The 20,017-nt window shown below is 32.5% G+C and carries 17 protein-coding genes, 2 tRNA genes and 1 pseudogene; 19 read left to right on the plus strand and 1 reads right to left on the minus strand.

The window, feature by feature from the left end:
- On the minus strand, nt 1-341 hold a 341-nt coding region (locus LWW95_06210; GenBank protein MDL1956628.1), incomplete at its 3' end, for a prepilin-type N-terminal cleavage/methylation domain-containing protein.
- Nucleotides 342-607: 266 nt separating this feature from the next.
- Here LWW95_06210 and LWW95_06215 point away from each other — a divergent pair.
- The 19 genes and pseudogenes from LWW95_06215 to LWW95_06305 all read left to right on the plus strand — a co-directional run bounded on the left by LWW95_06215 (nt 608) and on the right by LWW95_06305 (nt 20,007).
- Nucleotides 608-1,141 carry an OmpH family outer membrane protein gene (locus LWW95_06215; GenBank protein MDL1956629.1) on the plus strand — a complete coding sequence of 178 codons (534 nt, stop codon included), beginning with the start codon at nt 608-610 and terminating at the stop codon, nt 1,139-1,141.
- Nucleotides 1,141-2,193 (plus strand): UDP-3-O-(3-hydroxymyristoyl)glucosamine N-acyltransferase, encoded by a 1,053-nt coding sequence (gene lpxD, locus LWW95_06220; GenBank protein ID MDL1956630.1) that lies wholly within the window; start codon nt 1,141-1,143, stop codon nt 2,191-2,193. Before LWW95_06215 ends, lpxD begins: the two co-directional genes overlap by 1 nt.
- On the plus strand, nt 2,174-2,614 hold the full coding sequence (gene fabZ / locus LWW95_06225; GenBank protein ID MDL1956631.1) for a 3-hydroxyacyl-ACP dehydratase FabZ: 441 nt from the start codon (nt 2,174-2,176) through the stop codon (nt 2,612-2,614). The genes lpxD and fabZ overlap by 20 nt, the downstream gene beginning before the upstream one ends.
- A gap of 1 nt (nt 2,615) precedes the next feature.
- Nucleotides 2,616-3,410 (plus strand): acyl-ACP--UDP-N-acetylglucosamine O-acyltransferase, encoded by a 795-nt coding sequence (gene lpxA / locus LWW95_06230; protein ID MDL1956632.1) that lies wholly within the window; start codon nt 2,616-2,618, stop codon nt 3,408-3,410.
- A complete protein-coding gene (gene lpxI / locus LWW95_06235) occupies nt 3,395-4,207 on the plus strand; it encodes a UDP-2,3-diacylglucosamine diphosphatase LpxI (protein ID MDL1956633.1) in 813 nt (270 codons plus the stop codon). Before lpxA ends, lpxI begins: the two co-directional genes overlap by 16 nt.
- Nucleotides 4,208-5,128 (plus strand): Gfo/Idh/MocA family oxidoreductase, encoded by a 921-nt coding sequence (locus LWW95_06240; GenBank protein ID MDL1956634.1) that lies wholly within the window; start codon nt 4,208-4,210, stop codon nt 5,126-5,128.
- The gene (lpxB, locus tag LWW95_06245; GenBank protein ID MDL1956635.1) at nt 5,128-6,237 is read left to right on the plus strand and encodes a lipid-A-disaccharide synthase; all 1,110 of its coding nucleotides are present in this window, start codon (nt 5,128-5,130) and stop codon (nt 6,235-6,237) included. The genes LWW95_06240 and lpxB overlap by 1 nt, the downstream gene beginning before the upstream one ends.
- A complete protein-coding gene (gene msbA / locus LWW95_06250) occupies nt 6,234-7,961 on the plus strand; it encodes a lipid A export permease/ATP-binding protein MsbA (protein ID MDL1956636.1) in 1,728 nt (575 codons plus the stop codon). The genes lpxB and msbA overlap by 4 nt, the downstream gene beginning before the upstream one ends.
- A complete protein-coding gene (locus LWW95_06255) occupies nt 7,958-9,193 on the plus strand; it encodes a molybdopterin molybdotransferase MoeA (GenBank protein MDL1956637.1) in 1,236 nt (411 codons plus the stop codon). Before msbA ends, LWW95_06255 begins: the two co-directional genes overlap by 4 nt.
- Nucleotides 9,194-9,213: 20 nt before the next feature.
- Entirely contained in the window at nt 9,214-11,109 is a 1,896-nt protein-coding gene (locus tag LWW95_06260) for a molybdopterin biosynthesis protein (protein ID MDL1956638.1), read from the plus strand.
- Nucleotides 11,110-11,988 (plus strand): M20/M25/M40 family metallo-hydrolase, encoded by an 879-nt coding sequence (locus LWW95_06265; GenBank protein ID MDL1956639.1) that lies wholly within the window; start codon nt 11,110-11,112, stop codon nt 11,986-11,988.
- Nucleotides 11,989-12,062: 74 nt separating this feature from the next.
- A complete protein-coding gene (gene ileS, locus LWW95_06270) occupies nt 12,063-14,873 on the plus strand; it encodes an isoleucine--tRNA ligase (GenBank protein ID MDL1956640.1) in 2,811 nt (936 codons plus the stop codon).
- A gap of 1 nt (nt 14,874) precedes the next feature.
- Nucleotides 14,875-15,327, plus strand: coding sequence for a signal peptidase II (gene lspA, locus LWW95_06275; GenBank protein MDL1956641.1), 453 nt, complete (start codon nt 14,875-14,877; stop codon nt 15,325-15,327).
- 2 nt (nt 15,328-15,329) lie between these two features.
- Nucleotides 15,330-16,103: pseudogene (gene lgt, locus LWW95_06280) on the plus strand (prolipoprotein diacylglyceryl transferase).
- On the plus strand, nt 16,100-17,089 hold the full coding sequence (locus tag LWW95_06285) for a tRNA 4-thiouridine(8) synthase ThiI (protein MDL1956642.1): 990 nt from the start codon (nt 16,100-16,102) through the stop codon (nt 17,087-17,089). Before lgt ends, LWW95_06285 begins: the two are co-directional and overlap by 4 nt.
- A 23-nt stretch (nt 17,090-17,112) precedes the next feature.
- Nucleotides 17,113-17,188: transfer RNA gene (locus tag LWW95_06290), tRNA-Lys, on the plus strand.
- Nucleotide 17,189: 1 nt separating this feature from the next.
- Nucleotides 17,190-17,267, plus strand: a tRNA-Glu gene (locus tag LWW95_06295).
- Nucleotides 17,268-17,334: 67 nt separating this feature from the next.
- Nucleotides 17,335-17,883 carry a DUF4390 domain-containing protein gene (locus tag LWW95_06300; protein MDL1956643.1) on the plus strand — a complete coding sequence of 183 codons (549 nt, stop codon included), beginning with the start codon at nt 17,335-17,337 and terminating at the stop codon, nt 17,881-17,883.
- On the plus strand, nt 17,884-20,007 hold the full coding sequence (locus LWW95_06305; protein ID MDL1956644.1) for an ATP-binding protein: 2,124 nt from the start codon (nt 17,884-17,886) through the stop codon (nt 20,005-20,007).
- Nucleotides 20,008-20,017 lie beyond the last annotated feature (10 nt).

The following is a 20,017-nucleotide window of genomic DNA, read 5'->3' on the forward strand; positions in this document are numbered from 1 at the left end:
CTAACTGCGTATTGATAGTAAACAGAACCTGCTGGGTGGAAACCAATTGAGTCAAATGCTGTTTGAGTACTTCCCCAAGCTTGCTTAGAAGCTCCGGGAGCAGTAGTAGGTCTGGCCGCGCAAAGTAAATAATTATCTGTTTCAGCAGCATACGATTCTTCTGCTGTTTTTATTGCATCTATATTTGCCTTTGCCTCGGAAGTTTTTGCTTTATACTGAAACTTCCTATACTGCGGTATAGCAATTGCTGCCAGAATAGCAATGATTGCCACAACAATCATCAATTCAATGAGCGTAAAACCTTTGTTTTTCTTTCTTAATTCATGCCATTTTCTAAACATCTTAACACCTCCTTTAATTTTTTTATTTTTATTTATTTTATTTTCTTATCACCTCCTTTCTTTTGTTTTTCATCTCGTCTTTTTCATCTTGTTTGTCCATTTTTTAAATAAGCAAGTTTTGTGCCATTTTTTATTTTAGATTTTTAGTGGATTTTTGAGAAAGCAAATGGACTAAATTGACAAAATTTGTCACTTTTTTGGCAAGCCTTGTCAAAGACTTTGATTGTGTATATAGAAAAGGTTAAATTTTTGTAAGGAGGAAAACAATGAGAAAGGCTTTGTTTTTTGTGATTTCATTTGTATTTTTAAGTTTCAATTTGAATGCGGCTTCTTTTAAAATAGCTATTGTGGATCTGCAAAAGGCATTAAATCTTTGTGAGGCAGGAAAAGCGGCTAAAGCAAAATTGGCTAAAAAATTTGAGGCTATGAGGAGAGAGCTTGAGGCAAAACAAAAAGAGTTAGAAGAATTAAAAAAAGAATTAGAAAAACAAAGCTTGATGCTAAGTCTTGAGGCAAAAAGGGATAAGGAAAGGGAATATGAAAGAAAATTAAGAGATTTTAGAGATTTATATGAGGATTATAAAGAAGAGATGAATATAGCTGAGCTTGAAGCAGTAAAACCTATTTTAAATGATTTAAAGGAGACAGCTGAAGAGATTAGGAAAAAAGAAGGATATGTAATTGTTCTTGAAAAGAATACAGCTGGAATTATCTGTTATGAAAAAGAGGTAGATATTACTGATAAAGTTATTAAGCTTTATAACAAAAAATGGAAAGCAAGACAGAAAGGGGAAAAATAATGAAGTTGAAAGAAATTGCTGATTTCCTTCAAGCAGAACTTATCGGGGATGGTGATTTAGAAATTAGTGGTTTAGCTCCAATTGAAGAAGCAAAGGAAGGAGATATTACTTTTGTTGCTAATCCTAAATATAAAAAATACTTGGTAACGACAAAGGCTAGTGCTGCTATTGTATCTTTGGATGTAAAAAAAGCACCTATAGCATTAATTAGAACAAAAAATCCTTATTTAGCCTATGCCTTAATCGCACAGTTGTTTTATAAATGGCCATATGGATTTAAAGGTATAAGTCATCAAGCATTTATTGCAGAAGATGTATATTTGGGAAAGGATGTAACTGTTTATCCCTTTGTTTGTATTGAAAGTGGGGTAGAAATTGGTGATGAAACAATAATTTTTTCAGGTGTTTATATTGGGCCAGATGTAAAAATTGGAAAAAAAACTATTATTTATCCTAATGTAGTTATTATGGCCGCTTGTGAGATTGGCAACCATGTGATTATTCATAGTGGAGCAGTGATTGGTAGTGATGGTTTTGGGTTTGCTCCTGATGATAAAGGAAGATATGTAAAGATTCCTCAGTTAGGAAAGGTTAAAATTGAAGATGATGTGGAAATTGGTGCTAATACTACAATTGATAGGGCGGCTATAGGAGAGACAGTAATTAAAAGGGGGACAAAGATTGATAATCTTGTTCAGATTGCTCATAATGTGCAAATTGGTGAAGATAGCATTATTGTAGCTCAGGTAGGTATTGCAGGTAGTACAAAAGTAGGCAATAAAGTAACACTTGCTGGTCAAGTTGGTATTGTTGGTCATATAGAGATTGGTAATGGGGTGACAATAGGTGCAAAAAGTGGAGTGCCTAGGTCTGTTCCACCTGGTGTGGTTGTGGCTTCTGGTGTGCCAGCTATGCCATATCGGACATATCTTAAAACTATGTCAATTTTGCCTAAGTTGCCAGAAGTTGCGGCCAAATTAAAGAAAATAGAGAAAGAATTGGATGTTTTAAAAAATAAGGTTGGGGTGAAAGATGAAGAAGAGAACTCTTGATGTTATGGAGATTCAAAAATATTTACCCCATAGATATCCTTTTTTATTAGTTGACCGTATATTAGAGATAGAGCCAGGTAAAAGGATTGTTGGTTTAAAGAATGTTACATTTAATGAACCATTTTTCCAAGGTCATTTTCCTCAATCTCCAATCATGCCTGGTGTTTTAGTAATAGAGGCAATGGCTCAAGTAGGTGGTGTCTTAGCCTATCAATCTGCCCCAGAGGCAAAGGGTAAGTTGATTTATTTTGCTGCTTTGGACAAAGTAAGGTTTCGCCGTCCTGTAGTACCTGGTGATCAGCTAATCTTAGAGTTAGAGATGTTAAGGCAGGGTTCAAAGGTATGTAAGATGCGTGGAAAGGCTTTGGTAGATGGTCAAGTTGTAGCTGAAGGGGAATTGACTGCTATTTTAGCTGAATAAAATGAAAAAGATTCATTCTACTGCCATCATTGATAAATCAGCAGAGATTGCTGATAATGTAACTATTGGGCCATATTGTATTATTGGGCCAAAGGTAATTGTTGGTGAAGGTACGGTTTTAGGTTCTCATGTAGTAATCCATTCCCATACAAGAATCGGAAAATATTGTCAAATATATTCATTTTCCTCAATTGGTGCTCCACCTCAGGACTTAAAATATAAGGGTGAAGAAAGCTGGGTAGAGATTGGGGATTACAATATCATTAGAGAATATGTTACTATTAATCGAGGGACAGTTGCTGGTGGAGGAATAACCTCTGTTGGCAATTATAATTTAATTATGGCTTATGTACATATAGCCCATGATTGTAAGATTGGTAATCATGTAATTTTAGCCAATGTAGCTACTCTTGGTGGTCATGTTGAAATAGAGGATTATGCTATTGTAGGAGGTATTGTTGCTGTTCATCAATTTGTAAAAATAGGTGCTTATTCTATTATAGGTGGTGCATCAGCTACTGTAAAAGATATTCCTCCTTATGTTATGGCTTCAGGAAATCGAGTAAAATTATATGGTTTAAATGTTATAGGTTTAAAACGTCATGGATTTAAGTTGGAAGTGATTAATGCCCTTAAAAAGGCATATAAAATCTTAATTCATGCTCCAATTACCCTTAAAGAAGCTATTAAAAGAATTAAAGAAGATAATATTTTTTCTCTTCCTGAAGTTGCTCATTTTGTCAAATTTATTGAAAATTCTAAAAGAGGAGTTCCAAGACGGTGGGAGAAAAAATAGGTTTAATTGCAGGTAATGGTCAATTTCCTATTTTATTTGCTAAATCAGCCAAGGAAAATGGTTATAAAGTAATAGCTGTTGCTCATATTGGTGAGACAGAGCCTATTTTAAAGGATTATGTAGAGCAGATAGAGTGGATTAAGGTAGGTCAATTGGGAAAATTGATAAAGATTTTTAAAAAAGCAGGAATAAAAAAATTGGTATTGGCAGGAGGGATTAGTAAAAGGCGGCTTTTTACAGAAATTTTTCCTGATTTAAAGGCATTGAGTCTTTTAGCTCGTTTAAGACATAAGCATGATGATGCTGCATTAAGGGCAGTAGCTGAAGAGTTGGAGAAAGAAGGTTTTGTTGTATGTCCATCCACATTGTTTGTTCCCTCTTTATTAGCAAAAGAAGGTTGTTTAACAAAGAAAAAACCAACAAAAGAAGAAAAAAAGGATATTGAGTTTGGTTGGAAAATGGCAAAAGCTATTGGTGAATTGGATATTGGTCAATGTGTGGTTGTAAAAAGGCAAGTAGTAGTAGCAGTTGAAGCTGTTGAAGGGACTGATGAGACTATAAAAAGGGGAGGAAAATTGGCTAAAGAAGGGGCAGTAGTAGTTAAGGTAAGTAAGCCTCATCAAGATTTACGGTTTGATGTGCCAGCTGTTGGAAAGAAAACTATAGAGACAATGGCATCAGTAAAGGCAAAGGTGCTTGCTATAGAGGCAGAAAAGACTTTAATTTTTGATAAAGAAGAGATGATTTCAACAGCTAATAAATCAGGGATTAGTATTGTTAGTTTAAGAGAACTATAAATGCTAAAAGTAGGTGTTATTGGTGTAGGTTATTTAGGGCAATTTCATGCAGAAAAATATGCTCAATTGCCAGATGTAAAATTAGTTGGTGTAATGGATATAAAAAAGGAGAGGGCAAAGGAAGTAGCTAATCGTTTTCAATGTATTGCTTTTGATTCCCTTGAATCTCTTTTAAAAGAAATAGAGGCAGTAAGTGTAGTAGTACCAACAAAATCTCATTATGAAGTAGCAAGCATTTGTTTAAATAAAGGAAAGCATGTGCTTCTTGAAAAACCAATGACAGAAACACTTAAACAGGCAGATGATCTTATTGCCCTTGCCCAAAAAAAAGGAGTGGTTTTTCAAATCGGACATTTGGAAAGATTTAATCCTGCTGTAATTGCCCTTTTTAAATATTTAAAAAACCCTTTATTTATTGAATCTCATCGTTTAGGTTTTTCTTTAGAAAGAGGAATAGATGTAGATGTTATTTTGGATTTAATGATTCATGATTTGGATATTGTTTTAACTGCTGTAAATGCAAATGTTGTAGAAATTAGAGCAGTTGGAGTACCAGTAGTGTCTGAAAAAATAGATATTGCTAATGTGCGTTTAGAGTTTGAAAATGGCTGTGTAGCCAATTTAACAGCCAGTCGTATTTCTGGAAAGGATATGCGTAAAATTAGATTTTTTCAAAAAGATGCATATTTTTCCCTTGATTATATTAAAAAAGAATTAGTTATTGTTAGACGACAACAAGGTTTTTTACCATTTTCTTATAAATGTTTACATTTTGAAGGTGATCAATTAAAGGAAGAAATAATTAGCTTTATTAAAGCCATTAAAGATAATAAACCACCTGTAGTTTCTGCTCAGGATGGTCGTAGGGCACTTGCCTTAGCCCTAGATATTAATCAGCATATTCAAAAAAGGTTAAAATAATGGGAAATTGCATTTTTATGGTAGCAGGAGAAGCATCTGGTGATTTGTATGGGGCGCGTTTGATTGAGGCATTAAAAAAAGAATTGCCTGATATAGAGATTCGAGGAATAGGTGGGCCATGTATGCGTTCAGTAGGTCTTTATCCTGTTTATGAGGCAGAAAAACTTACAGTAGTTGGTATGACAGAAGTATTTTATCATCTAAAACATATCTATCTTGCATGGCAAAGGGCAAAAAAAGATTTTTTAAGCCATTCATTTAAAATTTTTGTTCCTATTGATTATCCAGACTTTAACTTGCGTTTGGCTTCATATGCAAAAAAATTAAATATTCCAGTGTTTTATTACATTAGTCCTCAAATTTGGGCATGGCGTAAAAATCGAGCTAAAAAGATTGCCTCTTTAGTAAAAGAAATGGCTGTTATTTTGCCATTTGAAGAAGCATTTTATCGCCCATTTGGAGTAAGGGCAGTTTTTGTTGGTCATCCCTTGCTTGATATCATGCCTCTTTCAGAAGTTAAAGATGAAAAAATAATTGGTATTTTGCCAGGAAGTAGACCAAGTGAAATAAGATATATTTTGCCAATTATGCTTGCTGCTGCTTGTTTAATTTATAAGAAGCGACCAGAATTTAAATTTATTTTACCAATAGCTCCAACTTTAAAAAAAGATTATTTGTATAATATTATTAAGAATGAGAAATTAAATGTTCCCATCGATTTAGTAAAAGATGAAAATTATAAATTAAGAAGGCGTTGTTGTTTTCTTATTGTTGCCTCTGGTACAGCCACACTAGAAACTGCCATTCTTTTAAAACCTTTTGTAATTGTTTACCGACTTTCATCTATAAGTTATATTTTAGGTAAAAGGCTTGTAAAAATTCCATATATTGGACTTGTAAATTGGGTGGCAGGCAAGAAGATAGTCCCAGAATTTGTTCAATATCAGGCAAAACCAGAATTAATAGCAAAAATGGTTCTTGATTATTTAGCTCATCCAGAAAAAATAAAAAAAATGAAAGAAGAATTGAAAAAATTACGTGCTTGCTTAGGTACACCTGGTGTTGCTGAACGAGTAGCAAAAAGGATAAAAAGGTTTTTAATAACATGATTCAGGTTTATTCTCGACTTTTAAAATGGGTCAAACCTTATTGGTTCTATCTCTTAATAGCTATGTTTTGTATGTTAATAGTGGCAGGAGCAACTGCAGCTACTGCCTATTTAGTTAAACCAGTACTTGATAAAATTTTTTTTGAAAAAAATTTAAAAATGCTTACTTTTCTTCCTCCTTTAATTGTTTTGCTCTATGCCATTAAAGGTATTTTTTGGTATTTACAGACTTATCTTATGAATTATGTTGGGCAAAGAGTTGTTTGTAATTTAAGGGAAAAACTTTATACCCATATACTTGAATTGCCACTCTCTTATTTCCAACATCATCATACTGGTTCACTTATGAGTCGTATTCTAAATGATGTTACTTTAATTCAAGGAGCAGTTTCTGGGGCAGTAACACGACTTTTTTGCGATACTTTTACTATTATTGGTCTTATTGGTGTAGTATTTTATCGAGATTTTATACTTGCTACTATTACTATGATTGTATTTCCCTTAGCTATTATGCCTGTTTTGCGGATTGGAAGAAAGATAAGGAAAATCAGCACTTCTTCTCAAGAGGAAATGGGAGAACTTTCTTCTCTTTTAAATGAAACATTTTCAGGAGCAAGGATTGTTAAGGCATTTGGTATGGAAGATTATGAAAAAAAACGATTTCAAAAAATTAATAATAAACTCTTTCGTTGGTATATGCGGGCTATAAGTATGCAGGCTATAAGTTCACCTCTTATGGAATTTTTGGGAAGTATTGGGATTGCTACAGTTATAGGTTATGGTGGCTATCAGGTAATTAAAGGGGTTTCTACTCCTGGAAATTTCTTTTCCTTTATTGCTGGTGTGATGATGCTTTATCGACCAATAAAGGGATTAAGCAATGTTTATAATACAGTTCAACAAGGAGTAGCAGCTGCTATTAGAGTTTTTGAAGTCCTTGATACGGAAAAGGAAAAAAAGGATGATGCAGGAATAGAATTACCTCGTTTTAAAGATTCAATTATATATAAACAAGTTTGGTTTAAGTATCCTGGAGAAGAAGAATGGGTATTAAAAAACCTCAATCTTGTTATTAAAAAAGGCGAAAAAGTAGCTTTAGTAGGGCCAAGTGGGGCAGGCAAGACAACAATTGTCAATCTATTACCTAGATTTTTTGATACAGATAAAGGAAGGATTATCATTGATGGTCATGATATTAAAGCAGTAAATTTACGTTCTTTAAGGTCTCAAATTGCTATTGTCAGTCAAGATACTATTCTCTTTAATGATACAGTTAAAAATAATATTCGTTATGGACGTCCTGATGCTACAGATGAAGAAATCATAGCTGCTGCTAAAGCAGCATATGCTTATGATTTCATTAAAAAACTTCCTCAGGGATTTGATACTATCATAGGAGAAAAAGGTATTAGGCTTTCAGGTGGAGAGCAACAGCGGATTTGCATTGCTAGAGCAATTTTAAAAAATGCCCCAATTTTAATTTTAGATGAAGCTACTTCTTTTCTAGATACAGAATCTGAAGCAATGGTGCAAAAAGCTTTAGAAAATCTATTAACAGACCGCACTGCTTTAATCATTGCTCATCGTCTTTCCACCATTGTCAATGCAGATAAGATTGCTGTAGTCAATAATGGTCATATTGTTGAAGAAGGAAAGCATAAAGAGCTTTTAGCCAAAAATGGATTTTATGCAAAGCTTTATAAGATACAGTTTAAAAAGGAATGAAAAAAGATTTTTTAATTACCAAATCGCCTCAAGAATTATTCAAGTTATATTCTTTATTTCCTCAAATGGAAAAAGAAACTGTCTTTTTAGAAGAGGCATTGGGTCGTGTATTAGCTGAAGATACATCAGCCTCTGAAGATTTGCCAGGTTTTAAAAGGGCAACAATGGATGGATATGCAGTGAAAGCTAAAGATACATTTGGTGCTTCAGAGAGTGCTCCTATTTGGTTAAAAGTGATTGGTGAAGTAAAGATGGGTGAGATACCTGAATATAAATTAAATAGAGGAGAGGCAGTAAAAATATATACAGGAGGTATGTTACCAGAAGGGGCAGATGCTGTTTTAATGTTAGAATATACTCAAATTATTGATGAGGAGACAATAGAAGTCTTAAAGCCTGTTGCTCCTCTTGAAAATATTATATTAGCAGATGAAGACTTTAAAAAAGGAGAATTGATATTAAAAAAAGGTCATAGATTAAGACCTCAAGATATTGGAGTGTTTGCAGCATTTGGTCTAAACTATGTTCCAGTTTATAAAAAGCCTACTGTAGCTATCATTTCAACAGGGGATGAAGTAGTACCTATAACAAAAAAACCTAAATTGGGAGAAGTGCGAGATGTAAATACATATACACTTTCTGCTTTAGTAAAAGAAAGTGGAGGGATACCTTTACCAATGGGTTTAGTAAAAGATGATTTAAATCTTTTAAAAAAAATTTGTAAAAAAGCTATTGAAAGTGCAGATGTAGTATTGCTTTCAGGAGGAAGTTCTATTGGGATAAGAGATTTTACTTTAGAAGTAATTTCCTCTTTTCCTGATAATGAAATTTTATGTCATGGGGTGGCTATTAGTCCTGGTAAACCTACAATATTTGCAAGAGTAAAGCAAAAGGCTATATGGGGATTACCTGGTCAGATAACTTCAGCTATTATTGTTTTTATGGTTTTAGTAAAAAAATTTCTTCAATGGATAAGTGGTGAGACAGAGATAATTTTAAAAGAATTTAAGACAATAAAAGCAAAAATGGAAGTAAATATAGCCTCAGCACAGGGTAGGGAAGATTACATAAGGGTAAGAGTATTTAAAAAAAATGGTATTTATTTTGCCAAACCAATATTAGGAAAATCAGGTCTTATTAACACTTTGATAAAAGCAGATGGATTAATAAAGATTGATTTAAATGCAGAAGGTTTGGATAAGGGAGAGGAAGTGGAGGTGATTTTGTTTTGAAACGCCACATTTATCTTAAAATGAAACCTTTAAAAGAAGCACAAAATCTATTTTTTTCTGCCTTTAATTTTGATAACTATCTAAAAAAAGAAATTATTCCGACAAAAGAAGCATTGGGAAGGGTAACAGCAGAGCCTATTTTTGCCAGATTTTCTTCTCCTAATTTTCATTGTGCTGCCATGGATGGTTATGCTGTAAATGCTTCTATGACTTTTGGTGCTACTTTAGAACATCCAAAAAGACTTTTAATAAATAAAGAAGCATTTCCAATAAACACAGGTTATCCTTTACCAGAAGGGACAAATGCTGTCATTATGATAGAGGATATTGTTGAGGATGGTGAAGAGATAGAAATAAAAAAGGCAGTTTATCCCTGGCAAAATGTAAGAAAAGTAGGAGAAGATATTGTAGCTACTGAGCTTATTTTACCTCCCTTTCATCGTATTACTCCTTATGATATTGGTGCCCTTTTAGAAGCAGGTATTTTTGAAGTTTCTGTTAAAGAGAAACCAAAAGTGATTATCATTCCAACTGGCAATGAGATTGTCCCTATTGAAGTTGTAATGAATAGGGGAATCAAAAAAGGAGAGGTAATAGAATCAAATTCTTGGATGCTTAAGGCATTACTAGAAAGTGTTGGGGCTTTGTGTGAAATATGGCCAATAGTGCCAGATGATTATGAAATGCTAAAAGAAGCAATAAAGAAATCAGTTGATTCTAAAGCTCATATAATTGTTATTTTGGCAGGCTCATCAGCAGGTAGTAAGGATTTTACAGCTACAGTGCTAGAAGAACTGGGTGAGGTATTAGTGCATGGTGTAGCAATGATGCCAGGAAAACCTACTATTTTGGCTAAAATAAATGAAAAACCTGTTATTGGGAATCCTGGTTATTCTGTCTCTTCAATAATTTCTTTTGAAAAATTTGTTTTACCTTTACTTTCTATTATGCAGGGTTTTTTTTATGAAAAAAGACCCCAAATAAAGGTATTTTTAAGTAAATCTGTACCTTCAAAATTAGGGATAGAGGAATTTTTGCGTGTAAAAATAGGAAAAGTTAATGATAAAATTATAGCTACTCCTTTACCTCGTATGGCAGGCTCAATTACTACCCTTACAAAAGCTCATGGCATTATTCAAATCCCTGCCCAAGCTGAAGGTATTAATGAAGATAAAGAGATAGAAGCAGAACTGCTTGTGCCAGAGGAAGAAATTTTAAACACTATTGTTATTATTGGAAGTCATGATTTGACTATAGACCTTTTAGCTACAGAATTAAAAAAGAAAAATCCTTTTTTAAACATATCTTCTAGCAATGTGGGTAGTCTTGGTGGATTGATAGCTTTAAAAAAAGACAAGGCTCATCTTGCCACTTCTCATCTTTTTGACCCAGAAACAGGTATTTATAATTTAACTTATATTGATCGTTACTTAAAAGATATACCAGTAAAAGTAATAAACTTAGTTATTCGTCATCAAGGGCTTATTGTCAAAAAGGGTAATCCTAAAGGTATAAAGGGGATTGAAGACCTTACTCGATCTGACATTGTATTTGTCAATAGGCAGAAAGGAGCAGGCACACGCATTTTATTAGATTATAAACTGGCTCAATTGGGTATTAATCCTAATCAGATTAAAGGCTATGAACATGAAGAATTTACCCATATGGCTGTAGCAGTAGATGTTTTAAGTGGTCGAGCAGATGTAGGATTGGGTATATATGCAGCAGCAAAGGCATTAGATTTAGATTTTATTCCAATTGCCATTGAGGAATATGATTTAGTCATTCCAGAAAAATTTTTTCATTTAAAAAAGATTCAAACTCTATTAGAAATAATTAATTCAAAGTCCTTTAAACAAGAAGTAGAAAAAATGGGGGGATATGAGACAAAAAAAACAGGGATGATAAAGAATTAAATGGAATTAGATATTAAAAAAATTAAACAATCACTTTGGCATCATTTATATAAATTAGCTGAAGAGATTGGAGAAAGAAGCATTTATAAATATTCCAAATTAAAAGAAACAGCCAATTATATTATTTCCTGCTTTAAGGAATTGGATTATCAAGTTGAGACTCAACAATATGATTTTATGGGAAAGATACTAACAAACATAATTGCTATGCCAAGATGCTTAATAAAAAATTACATAATTTGTGCACATTATGATAGTGTAGCAGGCTCGCCTGGTGCAGATGATAATGCTAGTGGTATTGCTGTTATATTAGAGCTTGCCAGGCTTATAAGAGAGATTGATTTAAAAGAAGTGCCTGTTAAATTTATTGCCTTTACTGCTGAAGAACCACCTCTTTTTGGTACACATTATATGGGAAGTTATGTTTATGCAGAAAGGGCAAAGGCTAATAAAGAGAAAATAGATGGAGTAATTTGTTTGGAAATGGTTGGCTATTTTACTAATAAAGAAAAAAGCCAAAAGTTTCCTTTTCCATTACAATTTTTTGGCTATCCAAGGATTGGAAACTTTATTGCTGTAATTGGAAATAGGCGTTCTAAAGAACTTGTAGAAAAAATTGTTTCTGCTTTTAAACTAAATCCTGCGTTACCTGTAGAATCATTAACTGTACCAGGTAATGGCTACATTCTCTATCCTGTTCGTCTAAGCGATCATGCCAATTTTTGGGATAAAGGTTATAAGGCAATTATGCTTACTGACACTGCCTTTTATCGAAATCCAAATTACCATACTAAATATGATAAACTTGAAACATTAAATTTAGATATGATGACAGAATTAGTAAAAAGTTTGATGTATTTTATTTTAAAAGTCCAATGAATGTTTCTTGACAATTAAAAGCGCTGTGTTATTTTTGGGCAGCTAATTCAGATAGAGGTTTAAAAATGGAGAAAATTGATTATAAGGCAACACTTAATTTACCTAAAACTTCCTTTCCAATGAAGGCTAATCTTAAACAAAGAGAACCTGAATTTTTAAAAAAATGGGAAAAAATAAATATTTATCAAATGATAAGGAAGGCTTCAAAAAATAGACCTCTTTTTATCTTGCATGATGGCCCTCCTTATGCAAATGGTCATATTCATATGGGTACAGCTTTAAATAAAGTATTAAAGGATTTTATTGTTAAGTCTAGACAGATGCTTGGTTTTGATTGTCCTTTTATTCCAGGTTGGGATTGTCATGGTTTACCTATTGAACATAAAGTTGATCAAGAACTTGGAGAAAAAAAGAAAGATATGACTCCTTTAGAAATCAGAAAACGTTGTCGTGCATATGCAGAAAAATATATCAATATTCAACGTGAGGAGTTTAAACGGCTTGGTGTGTTTGGTGAGTGGGGAAAACCTTATATTACTATGGATTTTAAATATCAAGCAACAATTGTGAGAGAATTTGGTAAATTTTTAAAAAGTGGAAATGTTTACAGGAGCAAAAAGCCTGTTTATTGGTGTGCACATTGTCAAACAGCCCTTGCTGAAGCAGAAGTAGAATATTATGATGAAAAGAGTCCTTCTATATTTGTTAAGTTTCCACTTGTTTCTGATATAAGTAGAATTTATCCAGAATTAAAAGGAAAACCTATTTCAATTCTTATTTGGACAACTACTCCCTGGACATTGCTGGCAAACTTAGCTATTGCTTTAAATCCTCAAGCAGATTATGCAGCAGTGGAAGTGAATGGAGAAGTTATGATCTTAGCTGAAAGGCTTGTTCCTTTATGTTTTGAAGAGTTTGGAATAAAAGATTATAAAATTTTAACAAGACTCTCTCCTTTAGAATTAGAAAAAAAAGAGGCAAAACATCCTTTTTTAAATAGACATTCTATTTTAATTCTAGCAGATTACGTTACTTTAGACACAGGTACAGGTTGCGTACATATTGCTCCTGGTCATGGTCAAGAAGACTATGAAAGTGGTTTAAAATATGGTCTTGAGATTTATGCTCCAGTAGATGAAAAAGGTTGTTTTACAAAAGATGTACCGTTTTTTGCTGGTCAATTCGTGTTTGATGCCAATCCTCTTATTAATAAAAAATTAAAAGAAATTGGGGCACTAGTTTATGAAGATGAATTAATTCACAGTTATCCACATTGTTGGCGCTGTAAAAAGCCTGTAATCTTTCGAGCTACTGAGCAATGGTTTATCTCTGTAGAAAAAAATCAATTACGGGAAAAGGCACTTTCTGCCATTGATAAGGTGAAATGGATTCCAAAATGGGGAAAAAATCGTATTCGTTCTATGGTAGAGGTAAGACCTGATTGGTGTATTTCTAGACAAAGAGTTTGGGGAGTGCCTATTACTGTTTTTTATTGTAAAAATTGTGGAGAGATATTAAAAGACGAAAAAGTTATTGAACATATTGCTAAAATATTTGAAAAAGAAGGGGCAGATGCCTGGTTTAAGTATGAAGAAAAGGATTTATTGCCATCTGAAACTAAATGTCCTATCTGTGGTTATGAAGAATTTAAAAAAGAAATAGATATCTTAGATGTTTGGTTTGATTCAGGCATAAGTCATGTGGCTGTATTAGATGAGCATCATTATTGGCCAGAACAGCGCTGGCCAGCAGATTTATATCTTGAAGGTAGTGATCAACATCGTGGTTGGTTTCAATCTTCCCTTCTTACTTCTGTTGGTACACGTAATGCACCTCCTTATAAAGCAGTTTTAACTCATGGTTTTGTCGTAGATGGAGAAGGAAGAAAGATGTCTAAATCTTTGGGAAATGTTATTTATCCAGAAGAAATCATTAATCAATATGGTGCTGAGATTTTACGCATGTGGGTAGCTGCTTCTGATTATCAAGATGATATTCGTCTTTCACAAGATATTTTAAAACAATTGGCTGAGGCCTATCGACGTATTCGTAACACTGCTCGCTTTTTATTAGGAAATCTTTATGACTTTTCTCCAGAAAAAAATTTTATACCATATCAACAAAGACTTGAATTAGACAAATGGATATTACATCGTTTACAATGGCTTATTGAAAGATTGCGACGTGCTTATGAAAATTATCAATTTCACATAATTTATCATAGTTTGCATAGTTTTTGTGTCAATGATTTGAGTGCTTTTTATTTAGATGTTTTAAAAGATAGGCTTTATTGTTCTTTTCCAGATTCTTTAGAAAGACGTTCAGCTCAAAGTACTCTCTGGGAAATCCTTGAAGTTATTGTGCGTTTGATGGCACCGGTTTTAAGTTTTACTGCTGAAGAAATTTGGCAGCATTTACCATCTATAAGAAATCGCAAAGAAAGTGTATTTTTAACCACATTTCCTGAAGTAAGACAGGAATATCAAGATGAAGCATTGATTGAAAGATGGGAAAAATTGCTTTCTGTAAGAAATGAGGTTTTAAAGGCTTTAGAAATAGCTAGAAAAGAAAAATTAATAGGTCATTCTTTAGATGCAGAGGTTTCAATAGTTGTTCCAAATAACTTAAAAGCTTTAATGGAAAAATATTTGGAAGAATTACCTACTATTTTCATAGTTTCACAGGTGAAATTAGTAAATGAATTAGAAACAGTTACCTTTAAAAGCGAAGAAATGCCTGGATTAAATATTATGGTGAAAGCTTGCAATTATTCAAAGTGTGAACGCTGCTGGCAAAGGAAGGAAAGTGTTGGTAAAGATAAAACATATCCTGAATTATGTGAAAGATGCATACAAGTAATGAAAAGATTAAAAAATGAATATTAAAATGTTTTTTATTATAATTGGTGCTACATTATGCCTTGACCAAATAACAAAATGGCTTGTTATAAATAATATTCAACCTTACAAAGAAATAATAAAAATTAATTCATTTTTAAATCTAGTACATATTCGCAATACAGGTATGGCTTTTGGTCTTTTTTCTGGAAAGGGAGACCTTGTTCAAGTTTTTTTTATTATATCTAGCTTAATAGCTGTAATAGCCCTTTCCTATTATCACTTTACTTCAAAAATTTTTTTTCTTAAGACAGTTGCCTGTAGTCTTATTATTGGAGGCGCTTTAGGTAATCTTATAGACAGATTATTTTATGGCAATGTAATTGACTTTATTGATTTTCATATCGGAAAATACCATTGGCCAGCTTTTAATATAGCTGATAGTGTCATTTCTATAGGTGTATTTTTGCTTTTTCTTTGTTTTTATCGTGAGAGGGATTAATAATGCATCCAATTTTTTTTCGTTTAGGACCAATTACTATTTATACTTATGGTATTTTTGTGGCAATTGGTTTTTTAGCTGCTTTTACTTTGATTTTAAAAGAAGCAAAAAAAGAAAGTCTTTCCTCTAATCTTATTTCTGATTTAGTTTTTTGGATGGTTATTTCTGGGATTATAGGGGCAAGACTATTATATGTTATTTATGAATTTCCTTCTTTTTTAAAAAAACCTTTGACAATATTTGCACTTTGGAAGGGGGGATTGGTTTTTATAGGAGGGATAGTGGGAGGACTTTTAACTATGATAATTTATGTTAAGCGTAAAAAATTAGATTTTTGGCAATTAGTTGATATATTTGCACCAGGATTAGCTTTAGGAGAGGCATTTGGGCGAATTGGCTGTTTTTTTGCTGGTTGCTGATATGGAAAACTGGCCCACGTGCCTTGGGCTGTTGTTTTTAAGGATCCAAATTCTTTAGCCCCTCTTAATATTCCTCTTCATCCTACTCAACTTTATCATAGTTTTTCTTGTTTTTTAATTACAATTATCTTAATTTGGCAAAAACATCGCCAATTTAATATTCATCTTTTTAACCCAGATAAACCTTATGGTCAAATCTTTGCTCTTTATCTTATCCTTCATAGTATCCATAGAATCATTGTTGAGTTTTTCAGAGGTGACTATCGTCCTCTCCTTTTTACTGGATTTTCATTTACTCAAGGATTATCTGTATTACTTATCATTACTGGCCTTTTAATCTATATTAAAAAAAGATGAAAGCATTAGCTTTATTTTCTGGTGGATTGGATAGTATGCTTTCTGTTTTAATCTTGCGAAAACAGGATATTTTTGTAGAAGGTGTATATTTTGAGACACCTTTTTTCACAGCAGAACGAGCTATAAAAAGTGCAAGAAGGATAGATTTACCTTTACGAATCATAGATATTACTGATGAAATGCTTAAAATTATTAAGGTTCCTAAATTTGGTTATGGTCAAGGCTTAAATCCATGTCTTGATTGTCACCTTTTTATGTGCAAAAAGGCATGTGAAATAAAAGAAAAAGAAAGCTATGATTTTATTGTCACTGGTGAAGTATTAGGACAACGTCCATTAACACAAACAAAACAAGCCCTTTTAATAATTAGTAAAAATTGTCCCTGTAGTGATTATATAATTAGACCATTAAGTGCAAAGGTTTTGCCTTTAACTATTCCTGAAATAATGGGTTGGGTAGATCGGGATAAATTTTTTGGTATAAAAGGACGTTCTAGGAAAGAACAAATAAGACTTGCAAATGAATTTGGTCTTAAGGACTATCCTTCACCAGCAGGTGGTTGTCTTTTAACAGATAAAAATTTTTCAAAAAGATTAAAAGATTTGTTTGAATATCAAGAAAATATTTCCCGCAGGGATTTGGAATTGTTAAAAATTGGTAGGCATTTTCGTTTAAATTCTAAAACAAAGGCTATTGTAGGACGTAATCAAAAAGAGAATAAAACTATTATTTCTTTAAGTCTCCCTAAAGATACAATTATTCAAGTTACTGGTTATCCAGGTCCAGTAGTTTTATTGCCAAATGGAGGAGATGAAGAAGGAGAATTAATTGCTAAATTATTAGCAGCAACTTATAGCGATGCTCCAGAAGGGAAAGATGTTAAAGTAAGAATAAAAAAAGAAATGAATATAAAAATAGAAACTGCTCAATCTTTATCAAAAAATGTTTTACGTAAATACCTTATTGGTCATCTTGACATTGAATAGTAAAAATGTTAATTTTTGAATGTGGGCCGTTAACTCAGTTGGTAGAGTATCGGCCTTTTAAGCCGAGAGTCGCAGGTTCGAGTCCTGCACGGCCCACCATGTCCCCATCGTCTAGCCAGGTCCAGGACACCGGCCTTTCACGCCGGCAACAGGGGTTCAAATCCCCTTGGGGACGCCATTTTCTTCCCTCCTTGACAATAAATAAATGCTGTGGTTTTGTGAAGAATAATGGGGTAAAATTTTTTATGTTCTCTAAGTTTTGGCAATGGTTATTGTTAATTCTTGCCACATACAATATAAGTTTTGCTAGTAATGCAATTCTTAAAGATATTATTGTTACTACCTCTCATAAAGAATTGTTAGTTTATTTTACTGTTGAAGGCTGTTTTACTCGTAAAATGGAAGAAGCTATCTTAAATGGTATTCCTATAACCTTTACCTTTGATATTGTATTAGAAGAAAGAAAAACATTTTGGCCAGATAAAAAAATTGTTGATTTTAAGATTTATCATACCATTAAATATGATCAACTAAAAGGTGTTTTTATAATAGAACGTTCGGAAAAATTGGGAGAAATTACTTCTAGAGATTTTATTTGGGCAAAAAAATTAATGGCTGAAGTTGAAACAGCAGTGGCTCCTTTGTCTTCCCTTAAAAAAGGACATAAATATAAATTAAGCCTTAAAGCAAAATTAAAAAAAGTAAAATTGCCCCTTTATCTCCATTATATTTTCTTTTTTACTTCTATGTGGAATTTTGAAACAGATTGGTATAAAGTAAATTTTGTTTATTAGATGAATATAAAAGAATTAAAAAAGCGTAAAAGAGAAGGAATTCTTATCCTTTTTCTGATCCCATTAATTGGATTTTTGATCTATATTGAAGGAAGGCTTTTTAGTTTAGATTTTGAAGTTAGTTCTAGTAGTATCCTTTTTTTTATATTAGTTAATATCAACATCATTCTTCTTCTATTATTAGTCTTTCTTGTATTTAGAAATCTTGTAAAGTTAATTGCTGAACGAAAAAGGGGCATTATTGGTAGTAAAATTAGGACAAAACTTGTATTGATTTTTGTCAGTTTTTCTCTTTTACCTACCATTATTATCTTTGGTATTGCTGTTAAATTTGTATTTTCTGCTTTTAATTATTGGTTTGATAAAAGAATTGAACAAGCTATTACAAAGGCTCTTGAAGTAGGTCATTTCTACTATCAACAAACAACAGAAAACATTTTAAATTATGCCAAATTTCTAGAAAAAGAAATTCTAAAAGAAGGAAACTTTGATTTTGATACAGAAGAAATCAGAAAAAAACTAGAAGAGTATGATTTAAATCTTTTTCAACTTTATGATAGTGAACAAAAATCTATTTTCATATTATTACGAAATCCCCTTCAAGGAAATTTTGATTTTAAAACTGAAATAGAACAAATGTTAAAGGAAAATAAACCTCTTACTTTAATTAAATCCTTACCTCAAGGTGAGCTTGTTTATGGAATTATTCCTCTTTTTCTTGAAAATCGACAGATTGGAACGTTGGTTATAGGTAAATGTCTCCCTCTATCATTGGTAAATAAGCTTGAAACAGTAAGAAAAAGTCTTGGTGATTATAAACAATTAGCTTTAGTGGTTGCTCCTTTAAAGATTAGTCTTCTTACCATATTTTCCATTGTTACTTTATTATTATTCTTTATTGCAACTTGGGTAGGTTTTCATTTAGCCAAAGCAATAACTACTCCAATACAGGCATTAGTAGCAGCTACACAAAAAGTAGCTCAAGGAAATTTAGATGTACGCGTTGAAACAAAAGCTAAGGATGAAATAGGGATGCTAGTCAGCTCTTTTAATACAATGATGGATGATTTAAAAGCTGCTTATTTGGAAATAGAAAGACGTCATAAATACACTGAAACTATACTAAAAAATATAAAGACTGGTGTTATTTCAACAGATGCTTCAGGTCGCATTACTACAGTAAATTTGGCAGCAGAAGCCATTTTAGGCATAAAAACAGATAAAATAATAGGGAAAAATTTTGAAGAATTAACAGTAAGATTTCCTGAATTAGGTGAGATAATTGAAGCAATAATCAATAGAGAGAAAGAAAGAATAGAGAAACAAATAAGACTAAAAATAAAAGATCAAGTTCTTACTTTATTAATAAGTGCTACTCTATTACGGGATAAGGAAGGCAGACCTTTAGGTATAGTTTTTGTATTTGATGATATTACTCAATTGGAAAAGATGCAGCGAATGGCTGCTTGGAGAGAGGTAGCTAGACGTATTGCGCATGAGATTAAAAATCCACTTACTCCTATTCAGCTTTCTGCCCAAAGATTACGTCGTCGTTATGCTGAAAGATTGGGTGAAGAAAGTATATTTAATGAATGTACAAGAATGATTGTAAAACAAGTAGAAGAAATAAAAAGAATGGTAAATGAGTTTTCTAATTTTGCTAGATTACCAGAAGTTACACCTACTTTAAATGACCTTACAGAGGTGATTGAAGAAGCAATAAGTGTCTATCGCACTGCTCATCCTCACATTGTTTTTAAATTTGAAAAAATTAATAAATTGCCTGTTTTTCTTTTTGATCGAGAACAGATGAAAAGGGCATTGCTCAATTTGCTTGATAATGCTGTTGCCTCTATTAAAGATCGAGGTCAGATAGATATTGTTACATTTTATGATGCTGGACTTAAAATGGTTAAAATAGAGATAAAAGATACAGGCGAGGGCATCCCTTCAGAGTTAAAAAATCGTTTATTTGAACCCTATTTTTCAACAAAAAAGACAGGAACAGGGCTTGGTTTGACGATTGTACATACTATTATTTCTGATCATCATGGTTTTATCCGTGTAAGAGATAATGAGCCTAAAGGTACTGTATTTGTCATTGAACTTCCAGTAAGGAGATGATAATATAAAA

This window comes from Candidatus Desulfofervidus auxilii (genome assembly GCA_030262725.1).
Lineage (GTDB): Bacteria > Desulfobacterota > Desulfofervidia > Desulfofervidales > Desulfofervidaceae > JAJSZS01.